The sequence below is a fragment of the Albidovulum marisflavi genome, from assembly GCF_025751435.1.
Lineage (GTDB): Bacteria > Pseudomonadota > Alphaproteobacteria > Rhodobacterales > Rhodobacteraceae > Albidovulum > Albidovulum marisflavi.
This window is the reverse complement of the sequence record NZ_JAOWKY010000001.1, coordinates 1,211,218-1,224,138: the sequence shown is the minus strand read 5'-3', so window position 1 is coordinate 1,224,138 and position 12,921 is coordinate 1,211,218. Positions and strand designations below refer to the sequence as shown.

The 12,921-nt window shown below is 66.6% G+C and carries 9 protein-coding genes; 3 read left to right on the top strand and 6 right to left on the bottom strand.

The genetic code is table 11. The features are described 5' to 3' along the window. Positions 1-259: 259 nt before the first annotated feature. The 4 genes from OEW28_RS05880 to OEW28_RS05865 form a co-directional block, all read right to left on the bottom strand. Entirely contained in the window at positions 260-1,021 is a 762-nt protein-coding gene (locus tag OEW28_RS05880) for an ABC transporter permease (RefSeq protein ID WP_263733771.1), read from the bottom strand. After that, complete coding sequence (locus tag OEW28_RS05875) at positions 1,018-1,938, bottom strand: ABC transporter ATP-binding protein (RefSeq protein ID WP_263733770.1); 921 nt, start codon at positions 1,936-1,938, stop codon at positions 1,018-1,020. Before OEW28_RS05875 ends, OEW28_RS05880 begins: the two co-directional genes overlap by 4 nt. 79 nt (positions 1,939-2,017) lie before the next feature. Then, the gene (locus OEW28_RS05870; RefSeq protein ID WP_263733769.1) at positions 2,018-2,626 is read right to left on the bottom strand and encodes a GcrA family cell cycle regulator; all 609 of its coding nucleotides are present in this window, start codon (positions 2,624-2,626) and stop codon (positions 2,018-2,020) included. Positions 2,627-2,736: 110 nt separating this feature from the next. Then, positions 2,737-4,143, bottom strand: a complete 1,407-nt coding sequence (locus OEW28_RS05865; RefSeq protein WP_263733768.1) for a hypothetical protein — start codon at positions 4,141-4,143, stop codon at positions 2,737-2,739. Positions 4,144-4,501: 358 nt separating this feature from the next. Here OEW28_RS05865 and OEW28_RS05860 point away from each other — a divergent pair, with 358 nt between their 5' ends. Next, positions 4,502-5,692: an aspartate aminotransferase family protein gene (locus OEW28_RS05860; RefSeq protein WP_263733767.1), complete on the top strand. Its 1,191-nt coding sequence runs from the start codon at positions 4,502-4,504 to the stop codon at positions 5,690-5,692. Between the two features lie 59 nt (positions 5,693-5,751). Beyond that, a complete protein-coding gene (gene argF / locus OEW28_RS05855; RefSeq protein WP_263733766.1) occupies positions 5,752-6,678 on the top strand; it encodes an ornithine carbamoyltransferase in 927 nt (308 codons plus the stop codon). 9 nt (positions 6,679-6,687) lie between these two features. Here the strand turns inward: argF and hrpB are convergent, their stop codons facing one another. After that, complete coding sequence (gene hrpB, locus OEW28_RS05850; protein WP_263733765.1) at positions 6,688-9,141, bottom strand: ATP-dependent helicase HrpB; 2,454 nt, start codon at positions 9,139-9,141, stop codon at positions 6,688-6,690. Positions 9,142-9,312: 171 nt separating this feature from the next. Here hrpB and meaB point away from each other — a divergent pair, with 171 nt between their 5' ends. After that, complete coding sequence (gene meaB, locus OEW28_RS05845) at positions 9,313-10,290, top strand: methylmalonyl Co-A mutase-associated GTPase MeaB (protein WP_263733764.1); 978 nt, start codon at positions 9,313-9,315, stop codon at positions 10,288-10,290. Here the strand turns inward: meaB and OEW28_RS05840 are convergent. After that, the gene (locus tag OEW28_RS05840; protein ID WP_263733763.1) at positions 10,287-12,830 is read right to left on the bottom strand and encodes a pyruvate, phosphate dikinase; all 2,544 of its coding nucleotides are present in this window, start codon (positions 12,828-12,830) and stop codon (positions 10,287-10,289) included. The genes meaB and OEW28_RS05840 overlap by 4 nt on opposite strands. Positions 12,831-12,921 lie beyond the last annotated feature (91 nt).

Below are 12,921 nucleotides of genomic sequence, written 5' to 3'. Positions count from 1 at the left end.
GGCAATGACTGGCGGCGGATTAGCGCAAGTTGGCAAGACTGTCCACCCTTGTTGCGAAATTGCAACGAATGCGCCAAGCAGAGCGTTTTTGTTCCCGCTTTCTAGACAGGTAGCAGTCCAGACGACCGCCAATTGCGCCATGGCGCGGCAGAAATTGGCTTAGTCAAATCAGCCGGGCGGCGTCGTTTTGCGTGCTCCAGGTGATTCGTTTCGGCGGGTTTTCGGCTTGGGAACAGCGCCGAAGCGGCCAGTTTGGATGTCAGGGACGAAGCCGCCAGCCTGTCCGGAAAATCGCCCATACCGCGACGAAACCAAGCCCCAGAAAGATCGCCAGCGCGATGATCGAGGAAAGGATCGGCACATCGGCCATGCCGAAGAACGTCCAGCGAAAGCCCGAAACAAGGTAGAGCACCGGGTTGAGCTTGGCCACGCCCTCCCAGAACGGCGGCAGCATCGAGGCAGAGTAGAAGGCGCCGCCAAGGAAGACCAGCGGCGTGATGACCATCATTGGAATGAACTGCAGCTGCTGCCAATCCTTGGCCCATATCCCCATCAGGAAGCCCCAGAGCGCAAATCCGAAGGATGTCAGGATCAGCAGCGCCAGCGCGAGCACGGGGTGAACAAGCGGCAGATCGACGAACAGCAATGCCGTCAGGTAGATCACGATCGCGATGATCACCGACTTCAGCGCAGCCGCCCCCACGAACCCCGCGACGACCTCGATGAAGGATATCGGGGCTGCAAGGATCTCGTGTATTGTTCCGACGAACTTTCGCATGAAGATCGCGTTCGAGGCGTTGGCCAGAGACTGCTGCAAAACCGTCAGGATGATCAGTCCCGGAACGATGAATGCGCCATAGCTGATGTCGTCCACCGACTGGATGCGCGTGCCGATCGCCGCCCCGAAGACGACGAAGTAGAGCACAGTGGACACCACCGGCGCGGCCAGCGATTCCCATGGGGTCCGCCAGAACCGCGCCATCTCGAAGTTGAAGATCGTCAGGATCGACCGCCAGTTCATGCGAGGTCCCTCACCAGCCGCAAGAATACGTCCTCAAGCGAGGATTGCTCGGTGGCGACGTCACGCACGCTGATCCCCTCGGCCGCGAAACTGGCCAGAAGCCGCGCGATCCCCGTCCGATCCGCATGCGCGTCATAGCGATAGCTCGCCCTGAGACCGTCCGACGAAAGTTCGAGACTGGACAGGGCGGGCGGCAATGCGGTGATCGGTTCCGTCAGCTCTACCGTCAGCACCTTGCGTCCGAATTCGTGCATCAGGTCGGACTTGTCGCGCACCAGAAGCAGACGCCCCTTGTCGATGATGCCCACCCTGTCGGCCATTTCCTCGGCTTCTTCCAGGTAATGGGTGGTCAAGATGATGGTCACGCCCTCGGACTTCAGCCCGCGGACGACCTCCCACATCTCGCGCCTCAGATTCACGTCGACCCCGGCGGTCGGCTCGTCCAGAAAAAGGATGCGCGGGCCGTGCGACAGCGCCTTGGCAATCAGCACCCGGCGCTTCATTCCCCCCGAAAGCTCTTTCAGTTTCGCGTCTCGCTTGTCCCAAAGCGCCAGTGCCCTGAGTATCCGTTCCAGATAGGCGTCATCGGCCGGCTTGCCGTAGAGGCCGCGCGAAAATCGGACGGTATTGATGACCGTTTCAAAGTATTCCAACGCGATTTCCTGCGGCACAAGGCCGATCAGCGCGCGCGCGGCGCGGTAGTCGCGCAGGATATCATGGCCACCGACGGTCACCTTCCCGCCAGACGGCGTCACCAGGCCGCAAAGGATTGAAATGAATGTGGTCTTTCCGGCACCATTCGGACCCAGCAACGCCAGGATCTCGCCTTCGCGGATATCAAGCGACACTCCTGACAGTGCCGATGTGCCACTGGCATAGGTCTTCGAGAGGTCGCGGACCTCGATCATGGCAGACATGCAAAGCTCCTTCGCGCGCCGCGGATGGTAGCGGCACGAACCGAGGCTGGAAAGGGGGTCAGGCCACGGCGGCCGAAGATCAGCGGCGGCGGTCGCGCCGCGCGCTCATCGGCTGGAACGCGACGCCCACATGCGCTTCGCAATAGGGCTTGCCAGGTTGCGCCGGCAGACCGCAGAACCAGAAATCAGCCGTCGCCGGATCGCCGATCGGCCATTTGCAGGTCCGCTCGGTCAGTTCCATCAGCGTCAGCTTGCGGGCGCGCTTTTCGACCTCTCGCACCGAGGCCAGGGCCTCGGGGCTGATCTCGCCGACCGAGGGCTGCGGGGGAAGCGGCTGCCCGGCCGGAACGATCGGTTTTCGGACAGCCGGCGCGGTCGTCTGCGCCGCTGGCTGGGGCGCCGGCTCCACGGCCCGGGGTGCGGGCTTGGGCTCAGCGCGCGCGGCCGCAGAGGGTTTCGTCGCCTCGGCGGCCGGGGGTGCATCGTTGCGAACCGGCGTCGCGGCAGCCTTCGGCTTTGCCTCGGGCACAGGGGCGGCACCGACGCGGTTGGACAGACCAAGCCTGTGCACCTTGCCGATCACGGCATTGCGCGTCACGCCGCCAAGTTCCTTGGCGATCTGGCTTGCGGACTGGCCTTCCGACCACATCTTTTTCAAGGTCTCGACGCGTTCGTCGGTCCAGGACATCTCTGACCCTCGGGCTTCGTGCCGGCAGGCCGGCGATTTTCGGTTGGCCCCATTCTAATCGGGACGAACTGAGATACAACCTGACGGCGGAGGTTTCAAGCGCTACGGGCTCAGCGCAGCAATTGCGCTGCCAGAAGCCGTGTGCGCCTGGCGGGACGCGGCGGCCTTTCGCCAGCCTTGGGGGCGCAGCCGGACGGCTCGCGCGCGGCCGCCTGCCATTCCAGAAGCATCTCGGCAAGACGCGCCGTCACGGGATCGTCCGGGTCAAGTTCCCGCGCGCGCTTGCACATGCCCAGAAGGGCCATCTCTCTGAAGCGGGCGTCGACCTCGGGCCGGGCGCTGCCGGTGATCTCTTCAAGGATCGGCATCAGGTCCTCGGGCGTCTGCGCCGCGCGGCATATCGCTTCATGGCGCTGGACCAGTGGGCGCAGAACCTGGTTGCGCTGAGCCTTCGCGCGATCGCTTTCTATCATGTCGCGCGACACCGCGTATTCGGTACCGGCGACGACATCGTGCCAGTCCCGTTCAAGACGCCGCGTCGTCAGGCTTTCCAGGTCCAGCCGGTAGGCCCGCGCCAGGGCAAGGGAATAAAGCGATCCAAGCCGATGGCGGCCCGTATCTCCCAGCTGTGATAGCGCCGCGACGGAAAGCAGGACGTCGCGAAGCTCTTCGACCGTTCTGGCCCGGCCGATCGCGCGTTGCGCTTCGGCCTCGACGGTTCCGATTTCGGCCTCGGTCAATGCCTCGCCGCCGATCGCGGCGGCTCCGTCATCGGCCGGGCCGAAGCCTTGCCGCAAGGCCGTTTCCATCACCGACTGCCCGACCCGCGTCGGCAGGCGGGTCTCTTCGAGGTTCTTGTCGTCCAGAACGATCAAGGCGCATGATCTGAAGACGCGACGGGCGTCAAGGGTGCGCGAAAGATCGACGCCCATGCCGTTCGCCAGCGACATGAGCGCCATGCGGTCAAGCCTGTGCGTTGCGGCGTCGCCGCCCAAAGCCTCTTCGAACGGCTGCGCCCGCCCCGATGCGACGACCTGCCAGTCGTCCACCTCGTGCCGGCGGCTCTCGACGCGCCGCAGAACGCGGGAACCGCGGCGCAAGGTGAAGCGGTGCACATCCTCGGCTTCGCCCAAGACGCCGCCGCGCAGGGACAGAACCGAGATGCCCGGCCGCAAGCGCGCGATTGCGGCAGCAAGCCAGGCGTTCCCGTAATCCTCGATCAGGGTAATGCCTTCCGCGTCCGAGGGCTCCGACAGCACGATGGGCCAGTGCGCAAGCACCCAGGCGCCGGTCCTGTTCCGCAACCGCTCGGTCATCTGCTGTTCTGCGGCGAACAGCGTCTGGGGCGTACTCAGCACATTCTCGGCCAGCGCAACCTGACCGTGGCGCGCGCGGAGGATGCCGGTGGCGGTCGGCAGAACCTTTTCGAAAGGGGCGAAAACCAGCGTCACCGAAAGCGGAGGCATCTCTGCGGATGGATCGTCGGCATCCGCGACGGCTCGTAAATTCCGGTTCAACGCATTCTCCTTTTTACTGAAGTCCGAGGATGCCGGAAAACTTGGCAAAAATTCGGCATCTTCAACGAAATTCTGTGGCTTCTGTCGCCGCCAGCGCTAATTGTCGTGTTTAGCCAGGCTCAAGTCAGTGTTTTGTGCGGCACCGATGGGCGTGACCTGGGCCGTGGACAATCCGCGGGATTATCGCTAAGGGGCTGGCATGACCCTAGGGATCCGACATTGCTCACGCCCCCTTTGCCGCCCGGCGCGACGCGCCTGAGGGCCGGTCATCGCGTGGCCTTGCGCCACACCCCTCTGAAATCGTTGACATGACGCCCGCACTCGGGCACCCCTTGGCCTTCCTTGACCGGAGCTTCCCATGATCCCGACCGTTCTGCCGACCTACAATCGCGCCCCCATCGCCTTCGTGAAGGGCGAGGGCAGCTGGCTGACCGCCGAGGACGGCACGCGATACCTTGATCTTGGGTCGGGGATCGCCGTGAACGCGCTTGGCCACGCCAACCCCGCGCTTGTGGCGACGCTGACCGAACAGGCGGGCCGGCTCTGGCATGTGTCCAACGTCTATCGGGTTCCCGAACAGGAGCGTCTTGCGGACCTTCTGGTCGCCAAGACCTTCGCCGACACCGTGTTTTTCACGAACTCGGGCACCGAGACCGCGGAACTCGCCATCAAGATGGCGCGCAAGTACTGGTACGAAAAGGGCGAAGCCGACCGGATCGAGATCCTGACATTCGAGGGCGCCTTCCATGGCCGCTCGACTGGCGCGATCGCGGCGGCCGGGTCCGAGAAGATGGTCAAGGGGTTCGGCCCGCTGATGCCAGGTTTCCGGCAGCTGCCCTGGGGCGACATCGCCGCCTTCGAGGCGGCCATCGGCCCGAAGACCGCCGCGGTGATGGTCGAGCCGATCCAAGGTGAGGGCGGCATCCGCGTAATGCCCGACGCCGACCTGCGCAGGATACGCGAAGCCTGCGATCGCACCGGCGCGCTTTTGATCATGGACGAGGTGCAGTGCGGCGTCGGCCGCACGGGCCGGCTTTTCGCCCACGAATGGGCGGGCGTCACGCCCGATATCATGATGGTGGCCAAGGGGATCGGCGGCGGCTTCCCGCTGGGCGCGGTCCTGGCAACCGAAAAGGCGGCATCCGGCATGACGCCGGGCACCCACGGATCGACCTACGGCGGCAACCCGCTGGGCTGCGCCGTCGGCGCCAAGGTGTTGGAAATCATATCGGAACCGGACTTCCTGGCCGAGGTCGGACGCAAGGCGGGCCTGTTGCGCCAGCGTCTAGAAGCCCTGGTTGCAAGCCACCCGGACGTGTTCGAGGGCGTTCGCGGCCAGGGGCTGATGATCGGTCTGAAATGCCGTGTCGCGCCGGCGGACCTGGTCACGGCGGGCTATGCCGAACATATCCTGACGGTCGCCGCTGCCGACAACACGCTGCGCCTTCTGCCCCCGCTGACAATCAGCGACGCGGAGATCGCAGAGGCTGCAGGCAGGCTGGAAGCCGCCGCGGCACGGATCGAACAGAGCCTTTCTTCTTCACAGTAGTACGATCGCGGGGGTTTCGGGGCAGAAGGCGCCCCGGGCCGCCCGACTAAGGAGCCGACATGCGCAGCTTTCTTGATATCCACAAGACTTCCCGGGACGAACTGAGGGCGATGATCGACCAGGCCCGCGCGATGAAGACCGCGCGCGACGGCCTTCCCAAGGGTACGACCGACTCCGAAACCCCGCTGTCGGGTCGCATGATCGCTCTGATCTTCGAAAAGCCCTCGACCCGGACCCGCGTTTCCTTCGACGTCGGCGTGCGGCAGATGGGCGGACAGACGATGGTCCTGTCGGGCAAGGAAATGCAGCTTGGCCACGGCGAATCCATTGCCGACACCGCGCGCGTGCTGTCGCGGTTCGTCGATCTGATCATGTTGCGCACGTTCGAGGAAGCGACGCTGCTCGAAATGGCCGAACACGCGACGGTGCCGGTCATCAATGGCCTGACCGATGCATCCCACCCCTGCCAGATCATGGCCGACATCGTGACCTACGAGGAACATCGCGGCCCGATCGCTGGGCGCAAGTTCGTCTGGTCGGGCGACGGCAACAATGTCTGCGCCAGCTGGCTTCACGCGGCGGGCCAGTTCGGCTTTGACCTGACCTTCACCGGCCCACAAACGCTTGACCCCGATCCGCGCGCCGTGGAATTCGCCCGCTCGCGCGGATCCCGGATCGAGATCGTGCGCGATCCGCTTGAGGCTGCGCGCGATGCCGACGCCATCGTCACCGACACCTGGGTTTCGATGCACGACCCCGAAAGCGCGCGCGAGCGGCGCCACAACCAGCTGCGTCCCTACCAGGTCAACGCCCGCATGATGGCCGAGGCGAAGCCTGACGCGCTTTTCATGCATTGCCTGCCTGCCCACCGCGACGAAGAGGCGACAAGCGAGGTCATGGATGGCCCGCAATCCGTGATCTTCGACGAAAGCGAAAACCGGCTTCATGCGCAAAAGGCGATCCTGCGCTGGTGCCTGGGCGTCTGATGGCCTCGCCTAGGTTCCCCGCGGCTTGGCCCTGAGCGTCGGTTCGGCCTGCGTGGGGTCCTCGGGCCAGGGGTGCTTGGGATACTGGCCGCGCATGTCCTTGCGAACGTCTGCATAACTCGACGCCCAGAAGCCGGGCAGGTCCATCGTCACCTGCACCGGCCGCCCCGCCGGCGACAGCAGCGTGATCCTGAGCGGGTGGCGCCGGGGGCCGACCGTCGGGTGCACCGTAACGCCGAACAACTCTTGCAGGCGAACAGCGATAGCGGGGTGTTCGCCCTCATAGTCGATGGGAACCGCACGGCCCAGCGGGCTTTCGAATTTGCCCGGCGCGAGCCGGTCCACCAGCTGCGCCTCCTCCCATGTCAGCGCGGCGCGCAGCGCATCGGTCAGGTCAAGCGCGCGAAGATCGGCCTCATTCCGCTTGCCCCGCAGGTAGGGCAATATCCAGCCTTCCGCCCGTTCCAGAAGCCCCTCATCCGTGAAATCGGGCAGGTCCGCGCCCTCGCGCCGCAGGAACTCGACCCGCGCGCGAAAGCGCCGCGCGGGGTCGCTCATGGGCAGGCCGATGCGGCGCAGCCCCTCCAGCGCGGCGCGCGCCACGGCCTCATCCGGCGCATCGGTCCAGTTGCGTTCGGCCAGCACCAGCGCACCCATCCGCTCCTGCCGGCGCGCAATCACCCTGCCCTCGCGCCGCGACCATTCGCAGACATCCGTCCAGGCGATCAGGTCGGCGAACAGCTCCCGCACCTCGGCTTCCGATATCGCGGCACCCTGGCGGATGCGCGCCTCACGCGGGTCGCCGTCCAGATCGGTCGCGACCAGAAGCCGCGCGCGACCCAGGGCGTCGCCATCGGCCACCACCGCCCCCTTGCCGCCGGACAGGACGTAGCGCGGGTCTTCGCCGGCGCGGCGCAGCCCGATGCGGTCAGGATAGGCAAGAGCCGCGCATTGCGCATCGCTTGGACGATCCGCGACCGCCGGGGCCAGGCGCGCAAGCCGCCTCGCCTCTGTTCCGATCCGCTCGATGGCGGCGCGGTCCGCGGGCCAGGGATGATCGTCAGCGTAGCGCCTGGGATCGCGCAGGGCCTGCAGCCTTAGCGTCAGATCCGCGGGTGCCCCCCGCAGCGGGTCACGATCGGCCAGCAGCGCAGCCAATGGCGCCGCCTGAGGTCCGCCGACGACCAGCATGTGGCCCAGGCGCGGATGCAGCGGCAGCGCCGCCAACGCCCGGCCGTGCCCAGTGATCCGACCGGACGCGTCAAGCGCACCCAGATCGTGCAGCAACGCCCGAGCCTCGGCCAAAGCGGGCGCAGGCGGCGGCGTCAGGAAGGCCAGATCCGCCCCATCCGAGCCCCAGAGGGCCAGTTCCAGCGCCAGGCCGGTCAGGTCGCCTGCCTCGATCTCGGCCGGCGGAAAGGCCGCCAGCGCGCCCTCCTCCCCCTTTGCCCAAAGCCGGTAGCAGGCGCCTTCGGCCACGCGCCCCGCGCGGCCCCGGCGCTGCTCCGCCTCGGCCCGCGTCACCCGTTCGGTCACCAGCCGCGACATGCCGGATGCAGGATCGAAGCGCGCACGGCGCGCGCGCCCTGCGTCGACGACGACCCGGATGTCCTCGATCGTTAGCGAGGTTTCCGCGATGGATGTCGCCAGCACGACCTTGCGCCCCGAAGGCGCGGGTGCGATCGCAGCACGCTGCGCGCCGAATTCCATCGCACCGAACAGCGGGCGGATCGTGCAATCGCCGGGCAAGCGGTCCCGCAGCATCGCTTCGACGCGGCGGATCTCTCCCTCGCCGGGCAGAAAGACCAGGATGCCCCCATCGGTTTCGGACACGGCGCGCTCTACCAGCGATGCCACTGCGGCCTCGAACCTAACCGTGCGGTCTAGCGGCCGGTCCAGCCATCGGGTTTCCACGGGGAATGCCCGTCCCTGCGAGGTGATGACCGGCGCACCGTCCAGAAGTGCTGCAACGGGTTCGGCGTCAAGCGTCGCCGACATCACCAGCACCATCAGGTCCGGGCGAAGCGCGCCCCGCACCTCCCACGTCAGGGCAAGGCCAAGGTCGGCGTTCAACGATCTTTCGTGGAACTCGTCGAACAAGACCGCGCCAATACCCGAAAGCTCGGGGTCGGACTGGATCATCCGGGTCAGGATGCCCTCGGTCACGACCTCGATCCGGGTGGTGGCAGACGTCCTCGCCTCGCCCCGGATGCGGTATCCCACGGTCTGACCTACGGGCTCGCCCAGCGTGGCGGCCATCCTTTCTGCCGCCGCACGCGCGGCAAGGCGGCGGGGCTCAAGCATGACGATCCGTCCTTTGCACAGGCCCGCCGCATGCATTGCAAGAGGGACCCGGGTCGTCTTGCCCGCGCCGGGCGGCGCCTGCAGCACTGCACGCCCCGAGCCACGCAGCGCGTCCACAAGCCCCGGAAGGGCGTCGTCTATCGGAAGCCTGTCCTTCATCCGGCGCTTATCGCCGTTTCAGACGGCGTTTGCCATAGCGGGCCGAAGGGACACGGTTCCGATCGCTTCTATCCGGTTGTGCTGGACATCCCTTCCCTTAAAAAGGCAAGAAACGGGCCTGAGACGAACATCGGGCGAACGCGGATCAGGCAACAGGGCCGGAGCACCAATATGCAAACACGCGATCTTGCGCAGGCCGTGATCGCCGGGGACCGCCGGGCGCTGGCACGTGCGATCACGCTTGTGGAAAGCGGGCGCGCGGATCACCGCGAAGCGGCCGCCGAGTTGCTGGAAGTCTGCGCCAAGTCCGGTCGGCAGGCGCTGCGTATCGGTCTTTCAGGCACGCCCGGCGTCGGCAAATCCAGCTTCATCGAGGCTTTCGGAACCATGCTGACCGGCCAGGGCCTGCGCGTCGCCGTGCTGGCTGTGGACCCGTCCTCCGCGCGCTCTGGCGGCTCGATCCTGGGCGACAAGACGCGGATGGAACGATTGTCGCGCGATCCAAGGGCGTTCATCCGGCCCTCGCCCAGCCAAGCCGAACTTGGCGGCGTCGCGCGGCGCACGCGGGAGGCGGTGGCGCTCTGCGAAGCGGCCGGGTTCGACGTCGTGCTGATCGAAACCGTGGGTGTCGGCCAATCCGAAACGCTGGTCGCCGGAATGACGGACATCTTCGTCCTGCTTCTCGCCCCTGCGGGTGGTGACGAATTGCAGGGGGTCAAGCGCGGCATCATGGAAATGGCGGACTTGATCGTCGTCAACAAGGCGGACGGCGATCTGAAGCATACCGCCACCCGCACCTGCGCGGACTACGCCGGCGCATTGCGACTGCTCAGAAAGCGTCCTCAGGACCCAGAGGGTTTTCCCAAGGCGCTGACCGTCTCGGCCGTCGAAGAACACGGGCTGGACCGGGTCTGGAACGAGATCAGGGACCTTGCCGAGTGGCGCAGTTCCAGCGGTCACCTGGCCAGCCGCCGCGCCGAACAGGCCCGCGGCTGGTTCGAAGAAGAGGTGCGTCAGGGCCTCTTGGCGCGGCTCACGCGCGACCCTGTGGTCAAGGGTGAAATGGACAGGCTGGGCCAGTCCGTCGAGGCTGGCGATATCGCGCCCGCCCGTGCCGCATCCCGCATCCTGTCGCAAATCAAGGGTTAGGCGGCATCCACATCCTCGCGCGGGTCGATCAGCGCGAAATGCGCGGCCGCCAGTCGCGCCACCGGGACCCGGAAGGGTGAACAGGAGACGTAGTCGAATCCCGCCTTGCGGCAGAAGGCGATGGATTCAGGGTTCCCGCCGTGTTCGCCACAGACCGAGATCGTGACCTCAGGCCGAACCTCGCGGCCGCGTTCGGACCCGATCAGCAGCAGTTCTCCCACGCCTTCGCTGTCAAGGACGTGGAACGGGTCCTCGGCATAGACTCCCTGCTGCACATAGGACCCCATGAACCGCCCCGCGTCGTCGCGCGACAGGCCGTAGGTCATCTGCGTAAGGTCGTTGGTGCCGAAGGAGAGAAAGGCGGCATGCTGGGCGATTTCGCCCGCACGAAGCGCCGCGCGCGGCGTTTCGACCATGACCCCAAGCCGATAGTCGAAATCGGCCTTCAGCTCGTTCTTGACCGCCGCCGCCACGGCGTCGATCCGGGTCTTGACCAGCTCGACCTCGCGCTTGGCGGAAACCAGCGGGATCATGACCTCGGGCACCACGGTCGCCCCGCGACGCGATGCTTCGACGGTCGCCTCGAAGATGGCGCGGGCCTGCATGTCGTAGATTTCCGGGACGGTGATGCCCAGGCGGACCCCGCGCATCCCGAGCATCGGGTTGAACTCGCTCAGCGCCTCGACGCGCCGGGTGACTTCGGACAGCGGACGGTCCAGCGCCTCGGCCAGTTCGCGCATCCCTTCCCGGTCCTGCGGAAGGAATTCGTGAAGCGGAGGGTCGAACAGGCGGATGCACACCGGCGATCCCGCCATGATGTCGAACAGCGCGATGAAGTCCGCGCGCTGCATGGGCAGAAGCCGGTCCAGCGCGACCTTCCGGTCCTTGGCTGAGTCCGCGAAGATCATCTCGCGCATGACGGTCAGGCGGTCTTCGTCGAAGAACATGTGCTCGGTCCGGCACAGGCCGATCCCCTCGGCCTCGAACATGCGCGCGGTGCGGGCGTCGTCGGGCGTGTCGGCATTGGCCCGCACGCCGATGTCGCGCACGTTGTCGGCCCAGTGCAGAAGCGTGCGGAACCATTCGTCCAGGGCGGGTTCCAGCATCTCGGCGGACCCCGCCAGCACCTCGCCATTGGTGCCGTCGATCGTCACCACGTCGCCCTCGCGGAAGATGCGCCCGTCGCGCGTGGCAAAGCGTCTTTCCCGCAGATCAAGCGTCAGTTCCGAAGCCCCGACGATGCAGGGAAGGCCAAGCCCGCGCGCGATCACCGCGGCGTGGCTGGTGACACCGCCGCGCTCTGTCAGGACGGCGACGGCGGCATGCATCCCGCGGATGTCCTCCGGCGCTGTTTCCCGGCGCACCAGGATGCAGCGTTCATCCCGCGCCGCTGCGGCCTGCGCGTCTGCGGCGGAAAAGACGATACGGCCCGAGGCCGCGCCCGGACTTGCCGCGATGCCGCGCGCCACGCGGTCGCGGGGGACGCGCGGATCGACCTGATAGTGCAACAACTCGGAAATCGCGCGCGGCTGCACCCGCAGGATCGCCTCCTCGCGCGAGATGATGCCATCCTTGGCCAGCGTGACCGAGGTGCGCACCGTCGCGCGGGCCGAACGGTTCACGCGGGTCGCGTCGATGACCTTGAGCGATCCGTTCTCCAGCGCGAATTCCAGCTGCATCTCCTCTCGCAGCAATTCGCGGCAGCGGCGGCACTGGTCCTGAAGGGTGGCGAAAACCTCGGGCGCGGCTTCTTCCAGCGAATGCCCGCGCTTGTCCTTGACCAGGTAAAGCGTCTCCTCCGCCTTGCGGTTGGCTGGATTCAGCCCGCGGAATCGGCCCGTCACCTGCGGCGCGCCGGTCACGGATTCGATCAGCTGGATGGTGCCCGCGCCGGACAGGCCCGGACCGATCGCCTGTGCCATTTCCTGGACGACAAGGCCAAGCGCGGCGTCGCTTGGGGCGCCCTTCGCCTCGCGCAGCAGGCGCGCCGTGGTTCCCTCCCAGGCGCGCGCCATTGATCGCAGTACCTCGGACAATTGCTTGGCGGGCGATTGCGGAAATTCCTCGTCCATCTCCGCCTCGTAGGCGGCAAGGGCGGCGGCCAGCGCCTCGGACGAGGGTTCGGCGGTGAACATGTCGGGGTCAAGCCGGGCGACATGGACGGCGTAGGATTGCACGAAGCTCAGGTAGATCGCATCGGCGAAGGCCTGTCCCTGCGTCTTGACGAAGCGGGCGTGGATGGCCGCGTTCATGCCGACGTTCAGGACCGACCCCGGACCGCCCCATTCCGGGTTGGCGGGGCTTGGACGGACCGAGACCAGAACGTCGGGGAACAGCGCCGAAAGCTTCTTGGTGTCGGGCATCTGGCCCGCTGCAATGGCGCGAACCGTGTCGCAGGGCAGCGCCACGGTCGGCGGCACCGGCAGATCAAGCCGGATCAGCCGTTGCAGGCACTTGGCGCGCCAGCCGTGGCGCGCGGTCTCGATCCCCGCCGAGGGGGTGATCACGGTAAACTCTGCAAAGTCCGTATGTTTCTGCACTGCGGCAAACCTTTCAAGGGCTGCAGAATACGCCGTTCGCGCCACTTGTCCAGCGCCACGCGGGATCGCGCGCAAAGGGTGCGCCGCGCCG

Excerpts from the sequence above, each read along its gene's own strand:
- OEW28_RS05880 (WP_263733771.1), bottom strand. The coding sequence starts at position 1,021 with ATGAACTGGCGGTCGATCCTGACGATCTTCAACTTCGAGATGGCGCGG.
- OEW28_RS05875 (WP_263733770.1), bottom strand. The coding sequence starts at position 1,938 with ATGTCTGCCATGATCGAGGTCCGCGACCTCTCGAAGACCTATGCCAGT.
- OEW28_RS05870 (WP_263733769.1), bottom strand. The coding sequence starts at position 2,626 with ATGTCCTGGACCGACGAACGCGTCGAGACCTTGAAAAAGATGTGGTCG.
- OEW28_RS05860 (WP_263733767.1), top strand. The coding sequence starts at position 4,502 with ATGATCCCGACCGTTCTGCCGACCTACAATCGCGCCCCCATCGCCTTC.
- argF (WP_263733766.1), top strand. The coding sequence starts at position 5,752 with ATGCGCAGCTTTCTTGATATCCACAAGACTTCCCGGGACGAACTGAGG.
- hrpB (WP_263733765.1), bottom strand. The coding sequence starts at position 9,141 with ATGAAGGACAGGCTTCCGATAGACGACGCCCTTCCGGGGCTTGTGGAC.
- meaB (WP_263733764.1), top strand. The coding sequence starts at position 9,313 with ATGCAAACACGCGATCTTGCGCAGGCCGTGATCGCCGGGGACCGCCGG.